Annotated in this window: 39 protein-coding genes; all 39 read right to left on the bottom strand. The window is 57.3% G+C overall.

From position 1 onward, the window contains the following. Positions 1-152: 152 nt before the first annotated feature. Positions 153-1,931, bottom strand: coding sequence for a cell wall-binding repeat-containing protein (locus EG886_RS01090; RefSeq protein WP_124726438.1), 1,779 nt, complete (start codon positions 1,929-1,931; stop codon positions 153-155). Positions 1,932-2,211: 280 nt separating this feature from the next. Then, complete coding sequence (locus tag EG886_RS01085) at positions 2,212-3,297, bottom strand: Mrp/NBP35 family ATP-binding protein (protein ID WP_124726437.1); 1,086 nt, start codon at positions 3,295-3,297, stop codon at positions 2,212-2,214. A 58-nt stretch (positions 3,298-3,355) separates the two neighbouring features. After that, a complete protein-coding gene (gene cwlD / locus EG886_RS01080) occupies positions 3,356-4,102 on the bottom strand; it encodes an N-acetylmuramoyl-L-alanine amidase CwlD (RefSeq protein ID WP_124726436.1) in 747 nt (248 codons plus the stop codon). A gap of 59 nt (positions 4,103-4,161) precedes the next feature. Beyond that, positions 4,162-4,578, bottom strand: coding sequence for a hypothetical protein (locus tag EG886_RS01075; RefSeq protein WP_124726435.1), 417 nt, complete (start codon positions 4,576-4,578; stop codon positions 4,162-4,164). 146 nt (positions 4,579-4,724) lie between these two features. Continuing rightward, on the bottom strand, positions 4,725-5,117 hold the full coding sequence (gene rpsI, locus EG886_RS01070) for a 30S ribosomal protein S9 (RefSeq protein ID WP_124726434.1): 393 nt from the start codon (positions 5,115-5,117) through the stop codon (positions 4,725-4,727). A gap of 18 nt (positions 5,118-5,135) precedes the next feature. Beyond that, positions 5,136-5,573, bottom strand: a complete 438-nt coding sequence (gene rplM / locus EG886_RS01065; RefSeq protein ID WP_124726433.1) for a 50S ribosomal protein L13 — start codon at positions 5,571-5,573, stop codon at positions 5,136-5,138. Between the two features lie 164 nt (positions 5,574-5,737). Continuing rightward, positions 5,738-6,535: a tRNA pseudouridine(38-40) synthase TruA gene (gene truA, locus EG886_RS01060; protein ID WP_124726432.1), complete on the bottom strand. Its 798-nt coding sequence runs from the start codon at positions 6,533-6,535 to the stop codon at positions 5,738-5,740. 33 nt (positions 6,536-6,568) lie between these two features. Continuing rightward, complete coding sequence (locus EG886_RS01055; RefSeq protein ID WP_124726431.1) at positions 6,569-7,369, bottom strand: energy-coupling factor transporter transmembrane component T family protein; 801 nt, start codon at positions 7,367-7,369, stop codon at positions 6,569-6,571. Further along, on the bottom strand, positions 7,366-8,223 hold the full coding sequence (locus tag EG886_RS01050; protein WP_164491574.1) for an ATP-binding cassette domain-containing protein: 858 nt from the start codon (positions 8,221-8,223) through the stop codon (positions 7,366-7,368). Before EG886_RS01050 ends, EG886_RS01055 begins: the two co-directional genes overlap by 4 nt. After that, positions 8,199-9,044 carry an ATP-binding cassette domain-containing protein gene (locus tag EG886_RS01045; protein WP_164491573.1) on the bottom strand — a complete coding sequence of 282 codons (846 nt, stop codon included), beginning with the start codon at positions 9,042-9,044 and terminating at the stop codon, positions 8,199-8,201. Before EG886_RS01045 ends, EG886_RS01050 begins: the two co-directional genes overlap by 25 nt. Before the next feature lie 82 nt (positions 9,045-9,126). Beyond that, complete coding sequence (gene rplQ, locus EG886_RS01040; RefSeq protein WP_124726428.1) at positions 9,127-9,516, bottom strand: 50S ribosomal protein L17; 390 nt, start codon at positions 9,514-9,516, stop codon at positions 9,127-9,129. A 24-nt stretch (positions 9,517-9,540) separates the two neighbouring features. Then, positions 9,541-10,485, bottom strand: coding sequence for a DNA-directed RNA polymerase subunit alpha (locus EG886_RS01035; RefSeq protein ID WP_124726427.1), 945 nt, complete (start codon positions 10,483-10,485; stop codon positions 9,541-9,543). A gap of 166 nt (positions 10,486-10,651) precedes the next feature. Next, entirely contained in the window at positions 10,652-11,047 is a 396-nt protein-coding gene (rpsK, locus tag EG886_RS01030; RefSeq protein WP_124726426.1) for a 30S ribosomal protein S11, read from the bottom strand. Positions 11,048-11,069: 22 nt separating this feature from the next. Beyond that, positions 11,070-11,438, bottom strand: a complete 369-nt coding sequence (rpsM, locus tag EG886_RS01025; protein ID WP_124726425.1) for a 30S ribosomal protein S13 — start codon at positions 11,436-11,438, stop codon at positions 11,070-11,072. A gap of 22 nt (positions 11,439-11,460) precedes the next feature. Continuing rightward, positions 11,461-11,574 carry a 50S ribosomal protein L36 gene (gene rpmJ / locus EG886_RS01020; protein WP_124726424.1) on the bottom strand — a complete coding sequence of 38 codons (114 nt, stop codon included), beginning with the start codon at positions 11,572-11,574 and terminating at the stop codon, positions 11,461-11,463. A 55-nt stretch (positions 11,575-11,629) separates the two neighbouring features. Continuing rightward, on the bottom strand, positions 11,630-11,848 hold the full coding sequence (gene infA / locus EG886_RS01015) for a translation initiation factor IF-1 (RefSeq protein WP_124726423.1): 219 nt from the start codon (positions 11,846-11,848) through the stop codon (positions 11,630-11,632). Positions 11,849-11,852: 4 nt separating this feature from the next. After that, positions 11,853-12,158 (bottom strand): KOW domain-containing RNA-binding protein, encoded by a 306-nt coding sequence (locus EG886_RS01010; protein ID WP_124726422.1) that lies wholly within the window; start codon positions 12,156-12,158, stop codon positions 11,853-11,855. A gap of 6 nt (positions 12,159-12,164) precedes the next feature. After that, on the bottom strand, positions 12,165-12,920 hold the full coding sequence (map, locus tag EG886_RS01005; protein WP_124726421.1) for a type I methionyl aminopeptidase: 756 nt from the start codon (positions 12,918-12,920) through the stop codon (positions 12,165-12,167). A 4-nt stretch (positions 12,921-12,924) separates the two neighbouring features. Next, on the bottom strand, positions 12,925-13,572 hold the full coding sequence (locus tag EG886_RS01000) for an adenylate kinase (RefSeq protein ID WP_124726420.1): 648 nt from the start codon (positions 13,570-13,572) through the stop codon (positions 12,925-12,927). A gap of 103 nt (positions 13,573-13,675) precedes the next feature. Further along, positions 13,676-14,974, bottom strand: a complete 1,299-nt coding sequence (secY, locus tag EG886_RS00995; RefSeq protein ID WP_124726419.1) for a preprotein translocase subunit SecY — start codon at positions 14,972-14,974, stop codon at positions 13,676-13,678. After that, positions 14,974-15,414 carry a 50S ribosomal protein L15 gene (gene rplO, locus EG886_RS00990; RefSeq protein ID WP_124726418.1) on the bottom strand — a complete coding sequence of 147 codons (441 nt, stop codon included), beginning with the start codon at positions 15,412-15,414 and terminating at the stop codon, positions 14,974-14,976. Before rplO ends, secY begins: the two co-directional genes overlap by 1 nt. A 37-nt stretch (positions 15,415-15,451) precedes the next feature. Further along, positions 15,452-15,640, bottom strand: coding sequence for a 50S ribosomal protein L30 (gene rpmD, locus EG886_RS00985; RefSeq protein WP_124726417.1), 189 nt, complete (start codon positions 15,638-15,640; stop codon positions 15,452-15,454). 13 nt (positions 15,641-15,653) lie between these two features. Continuing rightward, positions 15,654-16,172: a 30S ribosomal protein S5 gene (rpsE, locus tag EG886_RS00980; protein ID WP_277423824.1), complete on the bottom strand. Its 519-nt coding sequence runs from the start codon at positions 16,170-16,172 to the stop codon at positions 15,654-15,656. Further along, complete coding sequence (gene rplR, locus EG886_RS00975; RefSeq protein ID WP_124726416.1) at positions 16,169-16,537, bottom strand: 50S ribosomal protein L18; 369 nt, start codon at positions 16,535-16,537, stop codon at positions 16,169-16,171. Before rplR ends, rpsE begins: the two co-directional genes overlap by 4 nt. Positions 16,538-16,572: 35 nt before the next feature. Then, the gene (rplF, locus tag EG886_RS00970; RefSeq protein ID WP_124726415.1) at positions 16,573-17,112 is read right to left on the bottom strand and encodes a 50S ribosomal protein L6; all 540 of its coding nucleotides are present in this window, start codon (positions 17,110-17,112) and stop codon (positions 16,573-16,575) included. A gap of 26 nt (positions 17,113-17,138) precedes the next feature. Further along, complete coding sequence (gene rpsH, locus EG886_RS00965) at positions 17,139-17,537, bottom strand: 30S ribosomal protein S8 (RefSeq protein ID WP_124726414.1); 399 nt, start codon at positions 17,535-17,537, stop codon at positions 17,139-17,141. A gap of 24 nt (positions 17,538-17,561) precedes the next feature. Continuing rightward, the gene (locus tag EG886_RS00960; RefSeq protein WP_124726413.1) at positions 17,562-17,747 is read right to left on the bottom strand and encodes a type Z 30S ribosomal protein S14; all 186 of its coding nucleotides are present in this window, start codon (positions 17,745-17,747) and stop codon (positions 17,562-17,564) included. A gap of 27 nt (positions 17,748-17,774) precedes the next feature. After that, positions 17,775-18,320 carry a 50S ribosomal protein L5 gene (gene rplE, locus EG886_RS00955; RefSeq protein WP_124726412.1) on the bottom strand — a complete coding sequence of 182 codons (546 nt, stop codon included), beginning with the start codon at positions 18,318-18,320 and terminating at the stop codon, positions 17,775-17,777. A gap of 26 nt (positions 18,321-18,346) precedes the next feature. Beyond that, positions 18,347-18,703, bottom strand: a complete 357-nt coding sequence (gene rplX, locus EG886_RS00950; RefSeq protein WP_124728607.1) for a 50S ribosomal protein L24 — start codon at positions 18,701-18,703, stop codon at positions 18,347-18,349. Between the two features lie 63 nt (positions 18,704-18,766). Beyond that, the gene (rplN, locus tag EG886_RS00945; protein ID WP_124726411.1) at positions 18,767-19,135 is read right to left on the bottom strand and encodes a 50S ribosomal protein L14; all 369 of its coding nucleotides are present in this window, start codon (positions 19,133-19,135) and stop codon (positions 18,767-18,769) included. A 30-nt stretch (positions 19,136-19,165) separates the two neighbouring features. Continuing rightward, on the bottom strand, positions 19,166-19,432 hold the full coding sequence (gene rpsQ / locus EG886_RS00940) for a 30S ribosomal protein S17 (protein WP_124726410.1): 267 nt from the start codon (positions 19,430-19,432) through the stop codon (positions 19,166-19,168). Next, entirely contained in the window at positions 19,429-19,641 is a 213-nt protein-coding gene (gene rpmC / locus EG886_RS00935) for a 50S ribosomal protein L29 (protein WP_124726409.1), read from the bottom strand. The genes rpsQ and rpmC overlap by 4 nt, the downstream gene beginning before the upstream one ends. Next, entirely contained in the window at positions 19,638-20,063 is a 426-nt protein-coding gene (rplP, locus tag EG886_RS00930) for a 50S ribosomal protein L16 (protein WP_124726408.1), read from the bottom strand. The genes rpmC and rplP overlap by 4 nt, the downstream gene beginning before the upstream one ends. Positions 20,064-20,066: 3 nt before the next feature. Then, complete coding sequence (rpsC, locus tag EG886_RS00925) at positions 20,067-20,729, bottom strand: 30S ribosomal protein S3 (protein WP_124726407.1); 663 nt, start codon at positions 20,727-20,729, stop codon at positions 20,067-20,069. 27 nt (positions 20,730-20,756) lie between these two features. After that, positions 20,757-21,089 carry a 50S ribosomal protein L22 gene (rplV, locus tag EG886_RS00920; protein ID WP_124726406.1) on the bottom strand — a complete coding sequence of 111 codons (333 nt, stop codon included), beginning with the start codon at positions 21,087-21,089 and terminating at the stop codon, positions 20,757-20,759. Positions 21,090-21,120: 31 nt separating this feature from the next. Beyond that, complete coding sequence (gene rpsS, locus EG886_RS00915) at positions 21,121-21,399, bottom strand: 30S ribosomal protein S19 (RefSeq protein ID WP_124726405.1); 279 nt, start codon at positions 21,397-21,399, stop codon at positions 21,121-21,123. A 42-nt stretch (positions 21,400-21,441) separates the two neighbouring features. Beyond that, on the bottom strand, positions 21,442-22,275 hold the full coding sequence (gene rplB / locus EG886_RS00910; protein ID WP_124726404.1) for a 50S ribosomal protein L2: 834 nt from the start codon (positions 22,273-22,275) through the stop codon (positions 21,442-21,444). Between the two features lie 34 nt (positions 22,276-22,309). Further along, positions 22,310-22,597 carry a 50S ribosomal protein L23 gene (rplW, locus tag EG886_RS00905; protein WP_124726403.1) on the bottom strand — a complete coding sequence of 96 codons (288 nt, stop codon included), beginning with the start codon at positions 22,595-22,597 and terminating at the stop codon, positions 22,310-22,312. Further along, positions 22,594-23,220, bottom strand: a complete 627-nt coding sequence (rplD, locus tag EG886_RS00900; RefSeq protein ID WP_124726402.1) for a 50S ribosomal protein L4 — start codon at positions 23,218-23,220, stop codon at positions 22,594-22,596. Before rplD ends, rplW begins: the two co-directional genes overlap by 4 nt. Positions 23,221-23,228: the final 8 nt, after the last annotated feature.

Raw genomic sequence — 23,228 nt, 5'->3', positions numbered from 1 at the left:
GTCCCGTTAAAATCCCGACTTCGACACACGATTTCCAAAGCATGGTGCCATGCACAAAGCCGGGGCATGCTCCCGGCTTTGTGCCTGTTGTCAAGCAAACTTGGCGGAAGCAGCCCCGGCGTTCATCGGGATAAGGATTCCGATCTTTGACGTCACTTCAGCATATCTGTCAACTGTTGTTCCACCTGAGTGGAAATCGAACCCGTTCCACCCAGAATAAACATGCCCATTTTCCTGACGCCGAATTCCGACTCGACACGGTTCAGGTACTCCGCCACCTGCGGTTCCAAGCGGTTGGGCGAAGTGAGCAGCATGAGGGCAAAGAAGTTGCGCGCCAGCGGACCTCCGGACAAGGCATCCGGGAAATCGGTTCCCTTGGCGATCACATGGGTGGAAGGATCCATCCACGGTCCGAAGTAGCGGGCTGCGTTGACGGAGACTTCATACCGGTTGGCTCCGGAAATGCGGTCCACCATCCCGCCGCGGGAAACAGCCACGCTTGCCAATTTGGCTTCCACCTGCTCGCTGACGGTTCCCGGTCCCCCGACGATGATGAAGTACCGGATGTCCGGACGATTTTTGATCCATGCATCAATTTCTTTGGGAACGGTATCCTTGGTCACCTGCAGAATCGGCAGGCCGAACAGTCCCGACACTCCCGAGACGGACAGAGCATCCGGGAACACCAGTCCGCTGGCCACGATGGCCGTATCCGGACGATACTCGGGGAAATAATCATCGAAGAACTTCATCACTTTGGACGCGATGCCGGCTGAAACTTCAAAACGGTTGGCTCCGCCGATCCGTTCCACGTCCATGCCTCTGCTTTCCAACTGCGTGCGGACGGTTTCCGGAACGGAAGCGGGTCCGCCGAGAAGGATGGCCTTCTGGGGATGAATCCGGTCAATTTCAGCCAAGACCGGAGTGGGCAGCGTCGGGGAATTGGGATTGGTGAGCAGGATCGGCGCCCACTCCAGCCCGGCCAATGCTCCCCCGGAAAGGGCGTCGGTGTAGAGGTCACCGCGCGCGATCACCACCGTTCCGCCAAACTCGTCCGGATACATGTTCCGGCTGATGTTGGCGGACACTTCATATCGGTCGGCTCCGTCAATGCGCTTCACTCCGGGCATTGCCAGACGATAACTTTCAATCACATAGTTTCCGGACTGCTCGAACGCCGCCACATGCAGCGTGACCCACCCGTATTGGACGGGAATGGTCTTGTCAAAAACGGGTTCCAGCGGGGTCGGCCCGTTCCCGTTGATGTATACCCCGGCTTCATCTGCGTCATGGGTTCCCTTCACCCGGATGCCCGACTGATTGAGCGGCATCTCTCCTTCCCGGACCGAGGGACTTTCGATTTTCAGATCGGGCACGGTTTGGTCGGGAGTGCCGTCAAACGGAACGCCTTCGATCTCGAAGGAGTAATCAACGGGAACATCGCTGTACGACACGATCTCGAACATGTAAAAGCCGGCGGGGAGGAGATCACCGTCCCTGTATATTTTCCAGTTGTCTCCCACCAACGAGGTCCCGTCGATCAGCAAATAATCGACAACCGGTGATGAATGATTGGCACGGATTTTCACCACGCCCGGGGAGGTGGTGTTGAATTGATAGTGGTGAACGGTATATCGGCTGGTTTTGCCGGAATACGTCAGCTTGGACACCGCGGTGCCGTCGGGATTCGTTCCATTCACGTTGCCGGAGCGGGGCATCCGTTTTTCACCCCCGGGGGCGAGCCCCAGCTTCTTCCGGTGCTTTTCCGACTCCTTCATCCGATGGAGCGCCTGTTGTTTGCTCGCGGCCATCCGCTCATCATCCAGCTTGATTTTTTCCGGTGCCGCCTGCCCCCACTGCGGCAACAGCAACATCGCGGAAAGAACAGCCGCTGTCGCACCGGACAGCCATTTCAACGAAAATGTGGCCAATGAAATCTCTCCCTTTGTGTTGGCATTTGAGGAAAGGTTTCCTTCTGTAATTTTTTATTTTTGATAATTATAAATCCTTCTTTCCACCCCTTTGTTTGACTCTTTCGTGAATTCGCCGGCGGATCCTTGTGGAACAATCCGGACGGGAACGGAAACGCCGGCGGGAGTGCCGTGCCCACACACGCATCATCGGGGCAGTCCAAACAAGGCGACGGGGTGGTGAGCCTTGAAGTGGACAAACAAGAAAACTTCCCATCCGAAGACGGGAAGTTTCATGCGTTCATCCATTCGATGTGACGGGAACTTTTCGAATGACCGTTTGCGCCAGTCGGGCGTAGATCTGCCCGGTCGGGTGATCCTCCGGCCAAACGGCGGGGGCTTCCGCGGATTCCGGCGGTGCACCGAGCGGAATCTGTGCGAGGAGTTCCGTTCGCAGTTCCGAAGCCAGTTTTTCTCCGCCGCCGCGACCGAAGACATATTCACGCTCTCCATGCTTGTTGGTGTACCAAGCCATGTTTTCCACAACGCCCAGGATCTCGTGCTTGGTCTTGATCGCCATGGCTCCGGCACGCGCCGCCACAAACGAAGCGGTGGCATGCGGCGTGGTCACCAGGATTTCCTTGCTCTTCGGAATGAGCTGATGCACATCCAGGGCAACGTCTCCCGTTCCCGGCGGCAGGTCGAGCAGAATGTAATCCGGCTCATCCCAATGCACCTGGCTCAAAAAGTTGCGAAGCATTTTTCCCAGCATCGGACCGCGCCAGACGACCGGCGAATTGTCCTGGACGAAGAAACCCATCGACATCACCTTGACTCCGAACCGTTCCACCGGCAGGATCATCTCGTCGATCACCACCGGACGCTGTTCAATCCCCATCATGTCGGGCACGCTGAATCCGTAAATGTCCGCGTCGATGATGCCCACTTTTTTTCCCTCGCGTGCCAGGGCAACGGCCAGATTGACCGTGACGGTGGATTTGCCCACGCCCCCTTTGCCGCTGGCGATCGCGATGAATTCGGTCCGCGAACCCTCCGACAACAGCGGGGAAATCGGACCGGGACCTGCGCCCGGTGCGGCTTTTTGCCCCCGTCGCAATTTCTCGGCGAGCGCCGCCCTTTCCTCATCGGTCATGGAACCGAAGCGGATCTCCACTTGCTCCGCACCGAGATCTTTCACGGCTTTTTCCACGTCTTCCCCGATTTTGGCTTTGAGCGGGCATCCGGAAATGGTGAGGATGACATCCAGCGAGACCCGTTTGCCGTCGATCTGAATGTTCCGGATCATGTTCAGTTCGACGAGGCTTCTGTTCAGCTCGGGATCCTTCACCTCACGGAGTGCATCCAAAATTTTCTCATTCGTCAGCATGGAGTGAAACACCTCAAATCCGCCATCTGTATTGAACATCCCGTATCATTATATCACATCAGGGTTGTTGGAGCGGCGGAGGCTCATTTCCCGCATAGTAGCGGAGGATGCCCGCATAGATGGAAGCCGCCAGTTTCTTCTGGTAATCGGGCTGACCCAGCAGCTCCGATTCCTTCGGGTTGGACAGAAAGCCCACTTCCACCAGCGCGGTCGGCACCGGAGACTGCTTCAACAGATATATGTCGCCTTTTTGCTTGGGCAACCGGTTCGTGTTCTGAAGATTGCGGATCAGTTCGGCCTGGATGAAAGAGGCCAGTTTCATGTTTTCCTCACGGACGGGATTGTAAAAGGTCTGGGCGCCGGACCACTTCGGCGAGGGAATCGAGTTCAGATGAATGCTGATCAACGCGTCCGCCTGTTTTTCCTTGATGAGCCGGATTCTTCTCATCAGGTCTTCGGCCTTGCGGGAGCGGAGTCCGCGGGCATCGGGAGGCGCCAAATCGGTGTCGGATTCGCGGGTCATGATGACGAGCGCGCCGGCCTCCTGCAGATAATCCCTCAGATACATCGCAATGTTCAGGGTGACCGTTTTCTCCACGAGGCCGGTTCGACTGACGGCTCCCCCGTCCGGTCCTCCGTGTCCGGCGTCAACCACGATCACGCGACCGGACAGCGGCATGAACCAAGTCGTTTGAGACGGTTTTGGCCATACGGACGGCAAGGCGGCCAGACCGATCAAGAATCCCGCGCCCAACAAGAGAAGCATCTTTTTCCAACCGGACTGTTGAAACCATCGGATCTTCATCGCCACTCCTCGCTCCCATCGCAGTTCTCTCCCTCATGTATATGGGACAAGGCAGTGGTTTATGAGCGGGGCACCTTGACCTGAGTCCCTTTTCCGAACCATTCTTCGGCCACGGTCATGAGCAAAAACTCAAGCGTTCCGCCCTCACCGATCCATCGCGCTCCGCCCCCGAACTCCCCCTTCACCTCACGAACCAGCCGGCGAACTTCCACGGAAATTTGCTCTTCGGATGGCCGGATCCGCTTTTTGGTTTTGAGGGAGTTCCTCATCCCGGACAAAAACGCTTCATAAGCGAGTCGGTACGTCATTTCCAGCAGGATCACGCGCTTCTGTTCGGACAAGCCCCCATAAAAGGGGGACAATCGCCGACGACAGACGCGGTCCATTTCATCCCAGGGAAACAACCGGAGAGCGGTCAATCTCAACTGTTCTTCCCGTGCCGCTCTGAGTTCGCTCATGTGGATCACCGAGCCCATGACCTTCCCACCTTTCCTGCCTTCCAAGACCTGCGCGGGCCCCCACGGTCCCTTGTCATTTCCATTCTTGACGAAAGGCAGGGAAGGAAAACGGGCAAAACAAAAACCCCGGGCGTGAGAACGTCCGGGGTTTCGGGAAATCGCCGTCAGCGCTTGGAGAATTGCGGAGCGCGGCGAGCTTTTTTGAGACCGTATTTTTTCCGTTCGGTCATCCGCGGGTCGCGGGTCAGGAATCCGGCTTTTTTCAGCACGGGACGGAATTCCGGATCCACTTTCAGCAGAGCACGGGCCACACCGTGACGGATGGCGCCTGCCTGACCGCTCACGCCGCCGCCGTGTACGTTGACCAGAACATCGTAACGGCCGAGCGTGTCGGTGAGCACGAGCGGTTGACGAACGATGGCTTTCAGCGTTTCCAGACCAAAATAGTGATCGATGTCGCGGCCGTTGATCACGATGCGGCCTTCACCGGCAACGAGTCGAACTCGAGCGACCGATTCTTTGCGGCGACCGGTTCCGTAAAACTGAACTTGTGCCAAATCGGTAACCTCCTTTTATTAACCGCGCAGTTCCAGGACTTCCGGCTTTTGAGCCTCATGCGGATGCTCGGAACCTGCGTAGACTTTGAGTTTTTTGAATTGCTGGCGGCCGAGGGTGTTCTTCGGCAGCATGCCTTTCACGGCGAGTTCGATCAGGCGTTCCGGATGTTTTGCGCGCATTTCGGCGGCCGGGGTCACTTTCAGACCACCCGGATATCCGGAATGGCGATAGTACATTTTCTTGCTCCACTTTTTGCCGGTCAGTTCCACTTGAGCGGCATTGATGACGATCACGAAGTCACCGGTGTCCACGTGCGGGGTGTACTGGGGCTTGTGCTTGCCGCGCAGGATTTTCGCCACTTCGGAAGCCAGACGACCCAGCGTCTTGCCTTTGGCGTCGACCACATACCATTTCCGTTCCACTTCCATGGGCTTGGCCATATAGGTGGTACGCATCCAGATTCCCTCCTCTATTGCACAAACGGGAGTCCCGATTGTCCTTTCAAACGATTGAAGCGATTTGCATTCAAAGAGTGGATGTGTTTTGCGCCGAACAAAAGATTTTCCACCGGGGCTGTGGAAAATACCATCGGTTATCATACCGGAAAAACACTTGGCTGTCAAGGAAGTTCAAGGCTTTGCGCCGATTTTTTCCCGTCGGTCCCGCAGGATTCTTCCCAGGGAGAATAGCCCACCTTCACGAGACAGAGTCCTTCCGGAGGAAACGTCGGACCTGCCGCCGTCCGGTCCCTGGCGGCCAGAATGGTCGGAATGCGATCGGGATCAAGTCGGCCCCTTCCGGCTTCATACACGGTTCCCGCCAAAATCCGGACCATGTTGTAAAGGAAGCCGGTTCCGGTCACCTCCATGAAGATGCCGCCCGCTTCCTCCCGAACGTCAAAGCGATAAATGGTCCGAACCTTGTCCTCCACCTGCGTTTTCGGGGAGCAAAAGGACGTGAAGTCATGCGTGCCCGTCAGATGAGCCGCGGCCCTTTCCATGGCGGCAATGTCGACCGGCCAGGGAAGATGGGTGCGAAACCGCCTCAGGAACAAGTCCGGAACGGGCCTGGTGTCGATCCGGTACCGGTATGTTTTCCAGTGGGCACTTTTGCGCGCATGAAAATCCGCAGGCACTTCCTCCGACGAACGGACGACGATGTCCCGCGGGAGCATCCTCATCAGGATTTCACGGTATTTGTGCGCCGGGATGGGCCTGCTTGTCAGGAAATTGCACACCTGTCCGATGGCGTGGACGCCGGCATCGGTTCGTCCGGAACCGTGCAGCTCCACCGGTTCTCCGGTGAGTCTTGACAGCGCCTCTTCCAGCGTTCCCTGCACCGTTCGCTGCCCGGGTTGCCGCTGGAAGCCGGAAAAGTCGGTTCCGTCATAACCGATGACCAATTTGATGTTCTTCATCTTGGTTCACCGCCTCCGCATCAGCCGTCTTGCTCACCCGTTCATCCGCTCCAGCATCCATGCAAGTACCCAGAGTCCCGCAAACAGCAGAAAGAGGAGGTTGTCTTGGGCAGACCACCTGGGTCGGCGCCACCTGGTGCGACCGGTCCCTCCGCGGTATCCCCTCGCTTCCATGGCCAAGGACAATTCATCCGCCCGGCGAAGCGTGGAGACCAAAAGCGGGACAAACACGGTCACCCAGGCCCGGACGGCGGAGACGAAACCGGATTCAAAATCGGCTCCTCTCGCGGACTGGGCCAGACGGATCCGTTCCGCTTCTTCCCACAAAACGGGAATGAAACGCAGGGCAATGGACATCATCATCGCCAGTTCATGGATGGGCAAACCAAGGCGCGACAGAGGTGACAGGAGCCTTTCCAGCGCGTCTGTCAGCGCCGCGGGTGAAGTGGTGGCCGTGAGCAGGGATGCCGAAGCGGTCAACAAAAACAACCGTCCCGCCGTCAGCAAGCCTTGCCGCAATCCCGCTTCATGGATTTCGAGAGGCCCGGCGGCAAGCAGCACCTTTCCGCCGGAGGTCACGAACAGGTGGAACAGGGATGCTCCCGCGATGAACAGCAATACGGGTCTCGCCGAGCGAAACCAGGCTCCCCAGGAAAATCCGCATGACCGGATGGCGAACAAGACGAACGCGAGCAGGAACAGGTGGGAAACGGCCCGGTCCAGCGTCAGGATCAACATCATCAGGCAGGCCGTGAAAATGAGCTTGGCGCGGGCATCCAGCCGGTGAACAACCGTCCGTCCGGGAACGTACGCGCCGAACGCGAACGTGTTCATCCGCCTTTCTTCCTCCTCCCGTCCAGAGCTTCCGCCAATGATTCCGGTCGAAACAATCCCCGCGGGAGCCGGAATCCCCCCGCCTTTTCCAGATCACGGACCAGTCGGGTGACGGCGGGCATCTCCAGGCCCGCACGAACCGCCGCTTTCGGATCCTCGAAGAGCTCGGCGGGCGTGACATCCCGGATCAGGCGGCCTTCCGAAAGAACCACGATCCGGTCCGCATGCCGGGCGGCCTCATCCATGTCATGGGTGACCATCCACACCGAACGGCCCTCTTCCCGGCACAACCGCTCGACGAGTTCGAGCATTTCCCGCCGCCCCCTGAAATCGAGTCCGGCCGTCGGTTCATCCAGGATCAGCAAGGACGGCTCAAGCGCCAGAACGGATGCCATGGTCACCCGCCGCATCTGCCCTCCGCTGAGTGAAAAGGGAGATCGATCCTCCAGATCGGCGGAAAGCCCCACCCGTTTCATCGCCCGGCGGGCCCGCTCCTTGGCTTCCTCCCTGCCGATCCCCCGCCTGAGAAGCCCGAACGCGATCTCGTTCAGCACGGTATCCGCAAACAACTGGTGTTCCGGAAACTGGAAAACCACTCCGGACTGCCTCCTCAGTTCTTTCAGGGAACCGGACCGGGCGTCCACCCGGATCTCTCCCACCTGAACCCAACCGGCGGACGGACGGATCAAGCCGCCGACGGTACGAACCAGCGTCGATTTTCCGGATCCGGCCACGCCCGTGACGGCCAGAAACTCTCCGGTGTTCACGGACAGATTCACATCGGAAACAGCCACGCGTCGAAGCGGCGTTCCTTCTTGATGGATGACGGTCAGATTCCGGACAAGCACCTGCATATGGCATTCACCAGTTCCTCTCTGGAGCTCACGGAATCGGGCAGCGGCCAGCCCTTCCGGATCAGCTGCCGGTGAAGGAGAATTTCCACGGGAACATCCAAGCCCCATCGCTCCAGGATGTCGGCTTGCGGCCACAACTCGTCGGAGGGCAGGTCCAGCACCAGCCTGCCCCGGTCCATCACCAACACGCGCCCGGCTTCAAAGGCTTCCTCCGCCCGGTGGGTGATCCGGATGATGGCCGCTCCTTCCCTGTTCCGATCGCGCAGAAGATCGGAAAGTTCCCGTCTTGCCGCCGGATCCAGCATGGATGAAGCCTCATCCAGAATGATCGCATCCGGGTTCATCACCCATATGCCGGCAATGGCCAGCCGCTGTTTGAACCCACCGGACAGCCGGTGCGGGGATTCATGTCTGTACGGGGCGAGTCCGGTTTGATCCAGCACCCGCAAAATCCGCCGCTCCATTTCTTCGCGGGAGATCCCCAGATTTTCAAGCCCGAAAGCCAGATCTTCTTCCACCGTGGCGCCGACGATCTGGTTTTCCGGGTTTTGAAACACGAGACCCACCCTCCTGCGAATTTCCCACAGGTGGTCCGGATCCCGGGAATTCATCCCGGCCACCCGGACCTCACCGTGAACGGGCCGGATCAAACCGCACATCAATTTGGCCAGTGTCGATTTTCCCGAACCGTTCGCACCGATGATCGCCACGTGTTCCCCGGCCCGAATCTCCAGGGACACATCCCGCACCGCCCAATGTTCATCGGGCGCCTCCGGATCGTGGTGGAACCGGACTTCGCTCAGCCGAATGAGAGGTTCCATCATTCTCCTCCAAAAAAGAAAAAAGGGCAAACGATCAGGATCGGTCAGATCCTGCCCTCACCCTTTCGTCTTGAAGAAGCGGTCACTTCACCAGTTCAATGAAGACCATCGGGGCACCGTCACCGCGACGCGGTCCCAGTTTCAGAATCCGGGTGTAACCGCCGTTGCGCTCCTGATAGCGCGGAGCAATCTCATCAAACAGTTTTTTCACGGCATCCACTTGTTCATGCTTCACTTTGTCCCCGTCTTTCACGGTCGTGGAACGGCGGGAACGCACAAAAGCGGCTGCCTGACGACGAGCATGCAGATCGCCGCGCTTGCCGAGAGTGATCATTTTCTCAACGATGGAGCGAATTTCTTTCGCTTTGGTTTCGGTCGTTTCGATCCGTTCATTGATGATCAGATCCGTGACCAGGTCGCGGAGCAGGGCTTTCCGCGCACCCGTTTTTCTGCCCAGTTTGGAGTACGGCATTGTTGTCCCTCCCCCTGTCGGTTGTCAGTCGTCCTTGCGCAGCGAAAGTCCCAGTTCAGCCAGCTTTTCCTGAACTTCTTCCAGGGATTTGCGTCCCAGGTTGCGGACTTTCATCATGTCTTCTTCGGTCTTCTGAATCAGTTCCTGAACGGTGTTGATGCCCGCGCGTTTCAGACAGTTGTAGGAACGGACGGACAGATCCAGTTCCTCGATGGTCATTTCGAGGACTTTCTCTTTGGTGTCCTCTTCTTTTTCCACCATGATTTCGGCGTTTTTGCCTTGCTCCGTCAACCCGACGAACAGCATCAGGTGCTCGTTCAGGATCTTGGCACCGAGACTGACCGCTTCATCCGGTCTCAGACTGCCGTCGGACCAGACTTCCAGCGTCAGTTTGTCATAGTTGGTCACCTGACCGACGCGGGTGTTTTCCACCTGGTAATTGACCCGCTCGATCGGGGTATAGATGGAATCGACCGGAATTTCGCCGATCGGCATGTCCTCACGTTTGTTCTTGTCGGCGGACACGTATCCGCGTCCACGATTCGCTTTCATGCGGATATGGAGATGCGCATCATCGGCCAGGGTGGCGATATGGAGATCCGGGTTCAGGACTTCCACGTCGCTGTCGGCGCGAATGTCTCCCGCCTTCACTTCTCCGGGGCCTTCGATGTCGATCTCCAGAACTTTTTCTTCATCCGAATGAATCTTGAGAGCCAGTTGCTTGATGTTCAAGATGATCTCCGTGGTGTCTTCGACGACTCCCGGAATCGTGGAGAACTCATGCAACACCCCATCGATTTGGATGGAGGTGACGGCCGCGCCCGGCAAAGAAGAGAGCAGGACACGGCGCAGCGAGTTGCCCAGGGTAGTGCCGTATCCGCGTTCCAGAGGCTCAACCACAAATTTGCCGTAACGGTTGTCTTCACTGATAACGACCGTTTCGATCCTCGGCTTTTCAATTTCAATCATACGGCTCACAAACCCTCCTTCAGAACGTCGCGTTCCGGGCGTTCACCAGCCGGTGCAGACGGTCTCGCGGAAAAAGACAAACAATTTCGTCTTGTCCGTTGTACACCCAACCAGTATACACCAACCGGTAAAAATTTAAACCACGGCCTGCCACTTTCCGGCAGCATCAGACACGGCGACGTTTCGGCGGACGGCAGCCGTTGTGCGGGATCGGAGTGACGTCTTTGATGAGGCTGACCTCCAGACCGGCCGCTTGCAGGGAACGGATCGCCGCTTCACGTCCGGCACCCGGACCTTTCACCAGCACTTCGACGGTTCTCATGCCGTTTTCCATGGCAGCTTTGGCCGCTTGCTCAGCCGCCATTTGCGCGGCAAACGGAGTGCTCTTGCGGGAACCTTTGAAACCGACGGTTCCGGCGCTGGCCCAGGAGATGGTGTTTCCGCGCGGGTCGGTGATGGTGACGATCGTGTTGTTGAAGGTGGATTGGATATGTGCCACTCCGGCTTCCACATGTTTCCGTGCACGGCGTTTCACACGTTGGGTCGTACGTTTTGCAGCCACGATTTTCCCTCCTTATCCACAATTATTTCTTCTTGTTGGCCACGGTGCGACGCGGACCTTTGCGCGTGCGGGCGTTGGTTTTGGTGCGTTGACCGCGAACCGGCAGACCGCGACGATGGCGGATTCCGCGATAGGAGCCGATCTCGATCAGGCGCTTGATGTTGAGAGCCACCTCACGACGCAGATCGCCTTCGACGGTGAGGTTCTTGTCGATGTAAGAACGCAGGCGGTTCACTTCGTCCTCGGTGAGGTCACGAACACGGGTATCCGGGCTCACACCGGTCTCCGCCAGGATCTTCTCGGACAAGGAACGACCGATTCCGTAGATGTAGGTCAGGGCGATGACCACGCGTTTGTCGCGGGGCAGGTCGATACCAGCAATACGTGCCATGTTTGTTTGCACCTCCCGTTATTCAGCCTTGGCGTTGCTTGTGTTTCGGATTTTCGCAGATGACCATGACGGTTCCTTTGCGCTTGATCACTTTGCATTTCTCGCAAATGGGCTTGACCGACGGTCTCACTTTCATTTCGGCACCCTCCCTGTTGGTTGGTATCAAGCCGTCCTCAGAGGGCGGCACGGATTCATTTGTATCGGTAAGTGATCCGTCCACGAGTCAGATCGTACGGGGAAAGCTGTACCGTCACTCTGTCGCCCGGAAGAATGCGGATGAAGTGCATCCGGATTTTTCCGGAGACATGAGCGAGAACTTCATGACCATTGTCGAGTTGCACGCGGAACATCGCGTTCGGCAGGGGTTCTTTCACAACCCCTTCCACCTCGATCACGTCTTCTTTGGCCACCGTCTCACTCTCCTTTCTGCTCGTGCGAAAGAAGGTACTGGTTCAGGGCGTACCTGAGCCGGGCATTGTTCACACGACCGAACTGATTGATGGCGTCAGCGATCTCTTCGTTCACGGTGTGGGTGATCTGGATGTGCTTCAGGTTTTTCCGCTTGGGACGATCCATTTTCCGCATGTCACCGTCAGCCAGCAGCACGAAGTGGGGCTCCTCGAATCCGACGACGATCATGAACCGGCCGGCATCGCGGCCTCTCAGGATGCGGACGATCTGTCCCGGACGGGGACGACCTTCCGTTTCAGCCACATTCATCACCTTTCAATTCCCGTCACCGATGGTCAGGATTTCATATCCGTCTTCGGTGATCGCGATGGTGTGTTCAAAGTGGGCACACAGTGAGCCGTCCTTGGTCACCACGGTCCAATCGTCCGAAAGCACCTTCACATGACGCTCACCCTGGTTCACCATGGGTTCCACGGCAAGCGTCATGCCGGGCTTCAGCCTGATTCCCTTTCCGGGCAATCCGTAGTTGGGAACGCTCGGACTCTCATGGAGACTCTGCCCGATTCCGTGCCCCACGTACTCACGAACGATGGAGAAACCGGCCGCTTCGGCCACTTGCTGAATCGCATGTGACACATCCCCGAGTCGGGCGCCGGGAAGGGCTTTCTCCAGTCCGCTGTAGAGAGCCTGCTCCGTCACCTCGAGCAATCGCCGGGCTTCCGGAGAGATCTCGCCCACCGCGTACGTCCAGGCGGAATCGCCATGATATCCGTCGTAACACGCTCCGATGTCGATCGAGATGATGTCCCCTTCCTGAAGCTTCCGGTCTCCGGGAATGCCGTGTACCAGCTCCTCGTTGACCGAGGTGCAGATGCTGCCCGGAAATCCGTTGTATCCTTTGAATGAAGGAACGGCCCCGTAACTCCGGATCACTTTGTCGGCGATCCGGTCCAGTTCCCGGGTGGTGATGCCGGGGGCGATCACCTTCTCCAGTTCCCGGTGCGTGAGCCAGACGATTTTCCCTGCTTCTCTCATCCGCTCCAGCTCTTTGGGCGATTTGAGAATGATCATGGTTTCAAACTCCCCGAATGACGGCGAGGATGGCTTCGGTCACTTGGTCGATCGGCAACTGCCCGTTCACCCGCCGCAGTTTTCCGGTGGAATCGTAGTAATCCAACAGAGAACCCGTCTGTTCCAGATTCACCTTGAGCCGTTCGCGAACCGTCTCCGGCCGGTCGTCATCCCGTTGGTACAGTTCGGAACCGCATTTGTCGCAAACCCCGTCTTTGGCAGGAGGAGCGAACACCACATGATAGGTGGCTCCGCAAGAGCGACAGATGCGTCTTCCGGTGAGGCGCTTCAAAAGCTCCTCCTCTTCCACTTCGATGTAGATCACGGCATCCAGCTCGCGACCGACATCACGCGTCAGCTCATCGAGCGCTTCCGCTTGGGGAACGGTGCGCGGAAAACCGTCGAGGAGAAACCCTTTCGCGCAATCCTCTTTGCCGAGCCGTTCACGGACGATGCCGATCGTGACCCGGTCCGGGACCAGCTTTCCCTGATCCATGTACGACTTGGCTTCCAGCCCCAGCGGGGTCTGGTCCTTCACCGCTGCCCGGAACATGTCACCGGTGGAAATGTGGGGAATTTGCAGTTGCTCGACAATGCGTGCAGCCTGAGTTCCCTTTCCGGCACCGGGCAGACCCATGAGTACGATGTTCATGTGCATTATCCCTCCCGGATCACTCGCCGAAAGGCGGTCCGCCACCACAGGTGCGGAAAAGCGTGTTCATGCATAGTCCCCGGAAGTAACTCCGGGGCAACCGTCACTTATGCATGAACCCTTTGTAGTGGCGTTTGATCAGCTGACTTTCGATCGTTTTCATCGTCTCCAGCGCAACCCCGACCACGATCAGCAGGGAAGTGCCTCCGATCTGCACGCTTTGAGGCAAATCGGCGACGATGATGAAGAAGACAGGCAAGATGGAAACCGCCGCGAGGAACAACGCTCCACTGAGCGTCAACCGATTCAGTACCCGGGTCAGATAGGTGGAAGTGTTCTTCCCGGGACGGATCCCAGGAATGAAGCCGCCGTTTTTCTTCATCTGATCTGCCAGCTGCATCGGATTGATCTGCACGAACGTGTAGAAGTACGTGAATCCGATGATCAACACCACATAAAGCACCATGCCGAGACCAAACTTCATGTAGTCAAAGTTGGCGATGATCCAGTCGGCCACCGGATGGCCGGACCAGAAGCTCGCGATGGTCGGCGGGAACATCAGCAAAGAGAGGGCGAAAATCACCGGAATCACACCGGCTGCGTTCACCTTCAGCGGAATGTGGGTCGATTGTCCGCCGTACATCTTGCGACCCACCACCCGTTTGGTGTATTGCACCGGGATTTTTCGAACCCCTTGCAGCATGTAAACGCAAGCAGCCACCACCACGATGATGCCAAGCACCAGGCCGACGACCTTCAAGATGCTCAGGAACAGCTGACTTTCGTTGGTGAAGAGGGCTTCATACACGATTCCCGAAGTTCCCGGGATGGAAGCGATGATCCCGGCGAAAATCAGGATGGAAATGCCGTTGCCGATGCCCTTGTCCGTGATTTGCTCACCCACCCACATCAAGAACGCCGTTCCGGCGGTCAGGGTCAGCGAAATCAGGGCATAGGACCAGACGCTTTCATCTTCGATGAAGCCGGGGGTGATCCGGTTGAACCCGATTGCCACACCCACGGACTGGATCAAAGCCAGCACGATGGTGAAGTAACGGGTAAACTGGGCCAATTTGCGCCGACCCACTTCGCCTTCCTTCGCCCAGCGGGCAAACGCGGGAATCACGTCCATGGTAAGCAGTTGCACGATGATCGATGCGGTGATGTAAGGCATGATTCCCATGGCGAAGATGGAGAAGTTGGTGAACGCTCCACCCGAGAAGGCGTTGATCAGACCGAACACACCCTGGGTTTCACTCATCATTTGCTGCAAAGCCAAGGCATTGGTGTTCGGAACCGGAATGAAGCTCCCGATCCGGAAGATCACCAGCATCATCAGAGTGAAAAGGATACGACGACGAAGATCCTCCACCTTGAAGATATTTCCCAGGTTCCGAATCATCAGATTACCTCCGTCGCCCCGCCGGCGGCGCCGATTTTCTCCACAGCGCTGGCGGAGAATTTGTGCGCCTTCACGGTGAGCTTTTTGTTCAGCTCTCCATTGCCGAGCACTTTCAGACCGTCTTTGAGGTTTTTCACGACGCCTTGTTCTTTCAGAAGTTCCGGAGTGACCACGGCACCGTCTTCAAAACGGTTGAGCACGTCAAGGTTGATGATGGCGTATTCTTTGCGGTTGGGGTTGGTGAAGCCGCGTTTCGGCAGACGACGGAAGATCGGGGTTTGACCTCCCTCAAAACCGGGACGCACACCACCGCCGGAACGGGCGTTTTGCCCTTTGTGACCGCGGCCGGCGGTTTTGCCGTTGCCGGAACCGATCCCGCGACCGACGCGATTTTTCTTCTTCCGGGAACCCGGAGCCGGTTTCAGCTCATGCAGTTTCATGCTTTGCACCTCCTCTTGGACGAAGAGCTTCGACCGTTCACTCTTCGATTTCCTTGACTTCGACCAGATGGCTCACTTTGGCAATCATGCCACGAATCGCCGGGTTGTCCTGTTGCACAACGGTTTGTTCCCGCTTGCGAAGTCCGAGCGTGCGCAGGGTGACGCGTTGCGATTCAGGACGGCCGATCATGCTCCGTTTGAGGGTAATCGCCAGTTTCTTCGCCACGGTCTTCCCCTCCTTATCCCAACAGTTCCTCTACGCTTTTGCCGCGCAACTTCGCGACATCTTCCGGACGGCGCAGAGTTTTGAGTCCTTCCAGGGTGGCATGCACCATGTTGATCGGGTTGTTGGAGCCGACCGACTTGGTCAGGATGTCACCGACACCGGCAGCAATCAGAACATCGCGGACCGGACCGCCGGCGATCACACCGGTACCCTTGGAAGCCGGCTTCATGATCACTTCACCGGAACCGAAGTGACCGATCGTTTCATGCGGAATGGTGCTGCCTTGCAGCGGAACGGTGATCATTTTCTTCTTGGCGGCTTCGAAGCCCTTGCGGATCGCTTCCGGCACTTCGGCGGCTTTGCCGATGGCGGCACCCACTTTGCCTTTTCCGTCGCCGACGACCACCAGGGCGCTGAAGCTGAAGCGACGACCACCTTTGACGACTTTCGCCACGCGGTTGATGTTCACGACTTTCTCGATGAACTCAGACTGCACGGCGTCTCTTCTGCGGGGTTTTTCTTGCTTGCTCAAAAGTCCAGACCTCCTTCCCGAGCTCCGTCAGCCAGCGCCTTGACCCGACCATGATACAGATAACCGCCACGGTCGAACACGACGCGCTTGAAGCCTTTTTCGACAGCGCGTTTGGCGATCAGTTCGCCCACTTGACGGGCCGCTTCCACCGTACCGCCGCTGATGCCTTTGGCCTTGAATTCCGAATCCAGCGTGGACGCGGACACCAAGGTATGACCGATCGTGTCGTCAATCAGTTGCGCGTAAATGTTCTTGCCGGAACGGAACACGTTGAGACGCGGACGTTCGGGGGTACCGAACACTTTCTTCCGCACGCGCAGTGCGCGGACTTTCCGTTTCTTGTTGCGGTCCACTTTTTGAATCACGGTCCAGCTCACTCCCTTCTCACTAAGCGGCCGGATTATTTCTTACCGGCTTTTCCTTCTTTGCGGCGAATGACTTCACCCGCATATTTGATCCCTTTGCCCTTGTACGGTTCGGGACGTCTCCATGCACGGATCTTGGCGGCTTGGGCACCGACTTTCTCCTTGTCGATCCCTTTGACGATGATTTGGGTTTGAGACGGAACTTCCAGTTCGATTCCCTCATCCGGAGTGATTTCCACCGGATGGGAGAAACCGAGGCTCAGTACCAGAGTGTTGCCTTTTTTGTTGGCACGGTAACCCACGCCGACCAGTTCCAACGTTTTGCTGAATCCGTTGGTCACACCTTCCACCATGTTGGCCAGCACGCTCCGGGTCGTTCCGTGCAGGGCCCGGTGGGTCCGGTGATCGCTCGGACGCTCGACCACCAAGGTGTTGTCTACCTGTTTGATCACGATGTCGGGATGAAAATCACGCTCCAGGGTGCCTTTCGGACCTTTGACGGTCACATGGCTTCCTTCGATTTTCACTTCCACACCGCCGGGAATCGTGATCGGTTTTTTGCCGATACGGGACATGTTGTTCACCTCCGTCCATCAGGCGATTACCAAACGTATGCAATAACTTCTCCGCCCACGTTGTGTTGGCGGGCTTCCTTGTCGGTCATGATCCCCTTGTTGGTGGAGAGGATGGCAATCCCCAGGCCACGCATCACACGGGGCACTTCAGAAGCCTTGGCATACACGCGCAAACCGGGTTTGCTGATCCGTTTCAGTCCGGTGATCACACGCTCGTTGTTGGCTCCGTACTTGAGGAAAAGGCGAATGATCCCCTGTTTGTTGTCTTCGATATACTCGCAATCGCGGATGAATCCTTCACGCTTCAGGATCTCGCAGATTTCGCGTTTGATCCGGGAAGCCGGGAACTCCACGCTCTCGTGGCGAACCAAGTTCGCGTTGCGGATTCTGGTCAGCATATCAGCAATGGGGTCGGTCATCACCATGCGAAACCCTCCTTCCTGTCATCATTACCAGCTGGCTTTTTTCACGCCGGGAATCTGCCCTTTGTAGGCCAATTCACGGAAGCAAATCCGGCAGAGGCGGAACTTGCGGTACACCGAGTGCGGGCGGCCGCAACGTTCGCAGCGGGTGTATTCACGCACCTTGAATTTTTGCTTGCGCTGCGATTTGACGATCATCGACTTCTTGGCCACGAGATTCCCCCCTTGTCCTGTGAGATGTCACTGCTTGCGGAACGGCATTCCCAGCAGCGTCAGCAGTTCACGAGCCTCTTCGTCGGTTTTCGCGGTCGTGACGATCACGATGTCCATGCCGCGAACTTTGTCCACCTTGTCGTAAGAGATCTCCGGGAAGATGAGCTGCTCTTTCAGACCGAGCGTATAGTTTCCGCGTCCGTCGAAGGATTTCGGGGAAACGCCGCGGAAGTCGCGAACGCGCGGCAGAGCCACGTTCATCAGTTTGTCGAGGAAGTGATACATCCGCTCGCCCCGGAGGGTCACTTTGGCACCGATCGGCATGCCCTCACGAAGCTTGAATCCGGCGATCGATTTTTTCGCCCGGGTGATCACCGGCTTTTGTCCGGAGATCAGGGTGAGATCCTCCACCGCGCCGTCGAGCACTTTCGGGTTTTGGACGGCTTCACCCACACCCATGTTGATGATCACTTTCTCCACTTTCGGCACTTGCATCGGAGACTTGTAGTTGAATTTCTTCATCATGGCAGGAGCCACTTCGTTCAGGTACAGCTCCTTCACACGTGCTGCCATCAGGCGAACCTCCCTTCCGTCACCGGTCATTTGTCGAGAATCTCACCGGATTTTTTGGCGTAACGCACTTTTTTCTTTTCGCCGTTTTTGCCTTCCACCCATTTGTATCCGATCCGGGTCGGCTCTTTCGTCTTCGGATCCTCGATCATCACGTTGGACACGTGAATGGGAGCTTCCATTTCGATGATGCCGCCTTGCGGATTGGCCTGGGACGGACGGGCATGTTTTTTCACCATGTTGACACCTTCGACGATCACGCGGTTCTCTTTCGGGAGAACACGGATCACGCGTCCCTTGGTGTACACTTTTTTGCCGTTGTCATCGAAATAGGGAGCTTCCTTGCCGCGCATCACAATGACGATGTCGCCCTTTTTGATGTGCAGTTTGTTCGCCATGCCGGGCACCTCCTTACGCTCGGAAATTCGACCACGGAAAGCGGCGCCTGATCACAGAACCTCCGGCGCCAGCGAAATGATCTTCATGAAGTCGCGATCACGCAATTCACGGGCCACCGGTCCGAAGATCCGGGTACCGCGCGGAGAGTTGTCATCCTTGATGATGACGGCGGCATTCTCGTCAAAACGGATGTAGGAACCGTCCGGGCGACGGGTCGCGCGTTTCGTGCGAACGATCACGCATTTGACCACATCCCCTTTCTTGACAACGCCACCGGGCGTAGCTTGTTTCACGGATGCGACGATGACGTCGCCGATTCCGGCGGTTTTCCGTTTGGATCCACCCAGGACCCGGATGCACATCACTTCTTTTGCACCGGAGTTGTCAGCCACTCGAAGGCGAGATTGCGGTTGAATCATGGGTTCCCCTCCTTCCCGCGTCAGTTATGCTTAGACGATCACGGCTTTTTCCACGATCTCAACGAGGCGCCAGCGCTTTTCCTTGGAAAGCGGACGGGTTTCCATGATTTTCACGGTATCGCCGGTTTTTGCCTCGTTCCGCTCGTCATGAGCCTTGAATTTTTTGGTGTATTTCACGCGTTTGCCGTACAGGGGATGCTTCTTGTAGGTTTCCACGGCGACAACGATGGTTTTGTCCATTTTGTCGCTGACCACCCGACCGATCCGGACTTTGCGGCGCGTCGTGCGCTGGTTCATCCTTGCTTCCTCCTTTCGATCCCCAGTTCGCGTTCACGCAGAATCGTTTTGCAACGAGCGATCGCTTTGCGAACCTGGCGCAGACGGGCCGGGCTTTCCAGTTGACCCGTTGCGGATTGGAAGCGGAGGTTGAACAACTCCTCTTTGTACTGAGAGAGCTTTTGTTGGATCTCGGCGGTGGTCAACTCTGCCAGCTCACGTGCTTTCATTCGTTACCACCCGCTTCTCTTTTCACGAATTTGGTTTTGATCGGAAGTTTGTGTGCGGCAAGCCGCATTGCTTCACGTGCGGTCTCTTCCGGAACGCCGGCGAGCTCGAACAGCACCTTGCCCGGCTTCACCACGGCCACCCATTTTTCCGGAGAACCTTTCCCGCTACCCATCCGAACCTCGAGCGGTTTCTGGGTGATCGGGCGATCCGGGAAGATTTTGATCCAGACTTTCCCGCCACGGCGGATGTAGCGCGTCATGGCCCGACGTGCGGCCTCGATTTGGCGGTTGGTCACCCATGCCGGTTCGAGGGCTTGCAGGCCGTATTCACCGAATGCCACTTCCGTGCCGCCTTTGGCCTTGCCACGCAGCTTGCGCGGACGATGCGGACGACGGAACTTGACCTTTTTGGGCATCAGCATGGATTACTCGCCTCCTTCCGCAGCTCCTTTGGTTTTCTTGGCCGGCAGCACTTCACCGCGATAGATCCACACTTTCACGCCGATCCGACCGTAAGTGGTGTGTGCTTCCGTGAAACCGTAGTCGATGTCTGCACGCAGGGTGTGCAGCGGAACCGTTCCTTCGCTGTATCCTTCGGTGCGGGCGATGTCCGCGCCGCCCAGGCGTCCGCTCACCGCGGTGCGCACTCCTTTGGCTCCCGCGCGCATGCAGCGTTGGATCGCCTGTTTCATCGCGCGACGGAAGGAAACACGGCGCTCCAGCTGTTGCGCGATGCTTTCGGCCACGAGATAAGCATCCAGATCGGGATTTTTGATCTCGTGGATGTTGATGTGCACCTTTTTGCCGGTCAGTTTGGCCAGGGCCTGCCGAAGGGCTTCCACTTCGGAACCGCCTTTGCCGATCACCATGCCCGGCTTCGCGGTATGGATGGAAATGTTGACGCGGTTGGCGGCCCGCTCGATTTCGATCTTGGAGATGCTCGCATCTTTCATGCGGTTGCGGATAAAGTTCCGGATCTTCAGGTCTTCATGGAGCAGGTCGGCATAGTCTTTTTCAGCGTACCATTTGGATTCCCAGTCACGGATGATGCCGATACGAAGTCCGACCGGATTTACCTTTTGACCCACCGTTTCATCCCTCCTTGTTCAACTTGCTCACTGTTCACCGACAACCACGGTGATGTGGCTGGTCCGTTTCAGAATCTCATAGGCTTGACCGCGAGCGCGGGGTTGATAGCGCTTCAGCGTCGGGCCCTCATCCACGTACGCTTTTTTCACAACCAAACCCGAAGCGTTCAGGTTGTGATTGTGTTCCGCGTTGGCAACGGCGGATTTCAGCACTTTCTCGATGACCGGGGAAGCGGCTTTCGGCGTGAAGCGCAGGATGGAGAACGCTTCGGCCACGGATTTGCCGCGAATCAGGTCGATCACCAGGCGCGCCTTGCGCGGAGAGATGCGCACGTAACGGGCAGTTGCTTTGGCTTCCATCTCGTTACCTCCTCTCTGATGGGGCGGTCACTCAGCGCTTCTTCGTTTTCTTGTCGTCACCGTGACCTCTGTAGGTACGGGTCGGAACGAATTCGCCCAGCTTGTGGCCGACCATGTCTTCGGTCACGTACACCGGGACGTGTTTGCGACCGTCATGAACGGCGAACGTGTGACCCACGAACTCCGGAAAGATGGTGGAACGGCGGGACCAGGTTTTAATCACGCGTTTCTCGTTTTTCTCGTTCAGTTCCAGAACCTTTTTCATCAGGTGGTCATCGACAAAAGGTCCTTTTTTCAAGCTGCGACCCATGGAATGAACCTCCTTTCGAGCGCGGCTGATTTCGTGATCACGTTATTTGCTCTTGCGACGACGGACGATGTATTTGTCAGACGGCTTGTTTTTCTTCCGGGTTTTGTATCCCAGTGCCGGTTTGCCCCACGGAGTCATCGGAGACTTGCGACCGATCGGAGCGCGACCTTCACCACCGCCGTGCGGGTGGTCCACCGGGTTCATCACGGAACCGCGAACCGTCGGACGTTTGCCCAGCCAACGGGAGCGTCCGGCTTTCCCCACGGTGATCAGCTCGTGATCGAGATTTCCGACCTGACCGATCGTCGCGCGGCAATCCAGGTGAACCATGCGAACTTCACCGGAGGTGAGGCGGATGATGGCGTATTTGCCCTCTTTCCCCAAGAGCTGTGCGGAAGCACCTGCGGCGCGAACCAGCTGGCCGCCGCGACCCGGTTTCAGTTCGATGTTGTGAATCACGGTACCCACCGGGATGTTGCGGAGCGGCAGAGCGTTGCCCACGCGGATGTCGGCTTCCGGTCCGGACATGATGGTCATGCCGACTTTCAGGCCGTGCGGAGCGATGATGTAGCGCTTCTCGCCGTCCACGTAGTTGATCAGGGCAATGTTGGCGGAACGGTTCGGATCGTATTCGATCGTGGCAACTTTGCCGGGAATGCCGTCCTTGTTGCGCTTGAAGTCGATGATCCGGTATTTCCGCTTGTGGCCGCCCCCGCGATGACGGGTGGTGATGCGTCCCTGGTTGTTGCGTCCGGAGCGTTTGACCAGCGTGACAACAAGGGATTTCTCCGGCTTGTCGGTCGTGATCTCTTCGAAGGTCGATACGGTCATGTGACGACGGGACGGAGTCGTCGGCTTGAAATGCTTGATGCCCATTCCTTTTCCCTCCTTCTTCCTCAAAGGTTATCGATCAGACTTCAAACATTTCGATCGGCTTGCTGTCGGGTTTCAACGTGACGATCGCTTTTTTCCGTTCGGGTCTGCGACCGCTGTAACGGCCGTAGCGCTTCACCTTGCCGGTGACACGCATGGTGTTGACCGAAGCCACTTTCACGTTGAAGATTTGCTCCACGGCCTTCTTGATTTCCACCTTGTTGGCGCGCGGATCCACTTCAAAGACGTACTTGTTTTGCTCCATCAGTTCCGTGGACTTCTCGGTGATTACCGGCCGGCGAATGATGTCGCGAGGGTCCTTCACTTGCCAAACACCTCCTCAACGCGGCTCACGGCACCACGGGTCAGGATCAGCTTGTCGTGGTGGAGAATGTCCAGCACGTTGATTCCGTCGGCTTGCACCAGTTTCACGCCCGGAATGTTGCGAGCGGACAGAACGGCGTTTTGGTCGAGGCTGTCGGTCACGACCAGTGCTTTGCGATCCGCACCGAGGTTTTTCAGCACGTTCACCATGTCTTTGGTTTTCGGCTTATCCAGCTTCAGCTCGTCCAGCACCACCAGATCCTGGTCGATCACTTTGCTGGAGAGGGCGGATTTCAGAGCCAGACGGCGCACTTTTTTCGGCAGCTTGAAGGCATAGCTGCGCGGTTGAGGACCGAACACCGTGCCGCCTCCCACCCACAGCGGGGAACGGATGCTTCCGTGACGGGCGCGTCCGGTACCTTTTTGTCTCCAGGGCTTTCTGCCGCCGCCGCTCACCAATGCGCGGTTTTTGGTCGCATGAGTTCCGCGGCGAAGGGATGCCTGTTGCATCACGACTGCCTGATGCAGAACGGCTTCATTCGGGGTGATTCCGAAGAGAGCGTCGGAGAGTTCGATTTCCCCCACCTGTTCACCGCTCATGTTGAGTACTGCCAGTTTGGGCATGGTGACTC

Source organism: Staphylospora marina (assembly GCF_003856495.1).
In the GTDB taxonomy this organism is placed as follows: Bacteria; Bacillota; Bacilli; order Thermoactinomycetales; family Thermoactinomycetaceae; genus Staphylospora; species Staphylospora marina.
The sequence above is the reverse complement of the archived record's forward strand: the minus strand, read 5'-3'. Positions and strand labels throughout refer to the sequence as shown.

What these genes read in the sequence shown, in the direction of transcription:
- rplO (WP_124726418.1), bottom strand. Translation starts at nt 15,414, where the DNA reads ATGAAACTGCATGAGCTGAAACCGGCTCCGGGTTCCCGGAAGAAGAAA.
- rpsM (WP_124726425.1), bottom strand. Translation starts at nt 11,438, where the DNA reads ATGGCACGTATTGCTGGTATCGACCTGCCCCGCGACAAACGCGTGGTC.
- rplV (WP_124726406.1), bottom strand. Translation starts at nt 21,089, where the DNA reads ATGGAAGCCAAAGCAACTGCCCGTTACGTGCGCATCTCTCCGCGCAAG.
- EG886_RS01045 (WP_164491573.1), bottom strand. Translation starts at nt 9,044, where the DNA reads ATGGAACCTCTCATTCGGCTGAGCGAAGTCCGGTTCCACCACGATCCG.
- secY (WP_124726419.1), bottom strand. Translation starts at nt 14,974, where the DNA reads ATGATTCGGAACCTGGGAAATATCTTCAAGGTGGAGGATCTTCGTCGT.
- EG886_RS01055 (WP_124726431.1), bottom strand. Translation starts at nt 7,369, where the DNA reads ATGAACACGTTCGCGTTCGGCGCGTACGTTCCCGGACGGACGGTTGTT.
- rplB (WP_124726404.1), bottom strand. Translation starts at nt 22,275, where the DNA reads ATGGGCATCAAGCATTTCAAGCCGACGACTCCGTCCCGTCGTCACATG.
- rpmJ (WP_124726424.1), bottom strand. Translation starts at nt 11,574, where the DNA reads ATGAAAGTGAGACCGTCGGTCAAGCCCATTTGCGAGAAATGCAAAGTG.
- EG886_RS01035 (WP_124726427.1), bottom strand. Translation starts at nt 10,485, where the DNA reads ATGATTGAAATTGAAAAGCCGAGGATCGAAACGGTCGTTATCAGTGAA.
- rplF (WP_124726415.1), bottom strand. Translation starts at nt 17,112, where the DNA reads ATGTCCCGTATCGGCAAAAAACCGATCACGATTCCCGGCGGTGTGGAA.
- map (WP_124726421.1), bottom strand. Translation starts at nt 12,920, where the DNA reads ATGATCATTCTCAAATCGCCCAAAGAGCTGGAGCGGATGAGAGAAGCA.
- rpsQ (WP_124726410.1), bottom strand. Translation starts at nt 19,432, where the DNA reads ATGAACCAGCGCACGACGCGCCGCAAAGTCCGGATCGGTCGGGTGGTC.
- EG886_RS01085 (WP_124726437.1), bottom strand. Translation starts at nt 3,297, where the DNA reads ATGCTGACGAATGAGAAAATTTTGGATGCACTCCGTGAGGTGAAGGAT.
- cwlD (WP_124726436.1), bottom strand. Translation starts at nt 4,102, where the DNA reads ATGAAGATCCGATGGTTTCAACAGTCCGGTTGGAAAAAGATGCTTCTC.
- EG886_RS01010 (WP_124726422.1), bottom strand. Translation starts at nt 12,158, where the DNA reads ATGAATGTGGCTGAAACGGAAGGTCGTCCCCGTCCGGGACAGATCGTC.
- rpsS (WP_124726405.1), bottom strand. Translation starts at nt 21,399, where the DNA reads ATGGGTCGCAGCTTGAAAAAAGGACCTTTTGTCGATGACCACCTGATG.
- EG886_RS01000 (WP_124726420.1), bottom strand. Translation starts at nt 13,572, where the DNA reads ATGAACATCGTACTCATGGGTCTGCCCGGTGCCGGAAAGGGAACTCAG.
- rplD (WP_124726402.1), bottom strand. Translation starts at nt 23,220, where the DNA reads ATGCCCAAACTGGCAGTACTCAACATGAGCGGTGAACAGGTGGGGGAA.
- rpsH (WP_124726414.1), bottom strand. Translation starts at nt 17,537, where the DNA reads ATGGTGATGACCGACCCCATTGCTGATATGCTGACCAGAATCCGCAAC.
- EG886_RS01050 (WP_164491574.1), bottom strand. Translation starts at nt 8,223, where the DNA reads ATGCAGGTGCTTGTCCGGAATCTGACCGTCATCCATCAAGAAGGAACG.
- EG886_RS01075 (WP_124726435.1), bottom strand. Translation starts at nt 4,578, where the DNA reads ATGGGCTCGGTGATCCACATGAGCGAACTCAGAGCGGCACGGGAAGAA.
- rplN (WP_124726411.1), bottom strand. Translation starts at nt 19,135, where the DNA reads ATGATTCAACCGCAATCTCGCCTTCGAGTGGCTGACAACTCCGGTGCA.
- rplQ (WP_124726428.1), bottom strand. Translation starts at nt 9,516, where the DNA reads ATGCCGTACTCCAAACTGGGCAGAAAAACGGGTGCGCGGAAAGCCCTG.
- truA (WP_124726432.1), bottom strand. Translation starts at nt 6,535, where the DNA reads ATGAAGAACATCAAATTGGTCATCGGTTATGACGGAACCGACTTTTCC.
- rpmC (WP_124726409.1), bottom strand. Translation starts at nt 19,641, where the DNA reads ATGAAAGCACGTGAGCTGGCAGAGTTGACCACCGCCGAGATCCAACAA.
- rplE (WP_124726412.1), bottom strand. Translation starts at nt 18,320, where the DNA reads ATGGCAGCACGTGTGAAGGAGCTGTACCTGAACGAAGTGGCTCCTGCC.
- rplM (WP_124726433.1), bottom strand. Translation starts at nt 5,573, where the DNA reads ATGCGTACCACCTATATGGCCAAGCCCATGGAAGTGGAACGGAAATGG.
- rplP (WP_124726408.1), bottom strand. Translation starts at nt 20,063, where the DNA reads ATGCTGATGCCCAAAAAGGTCAAGTTCCGTCGTCCGCATCGTCCGCGC.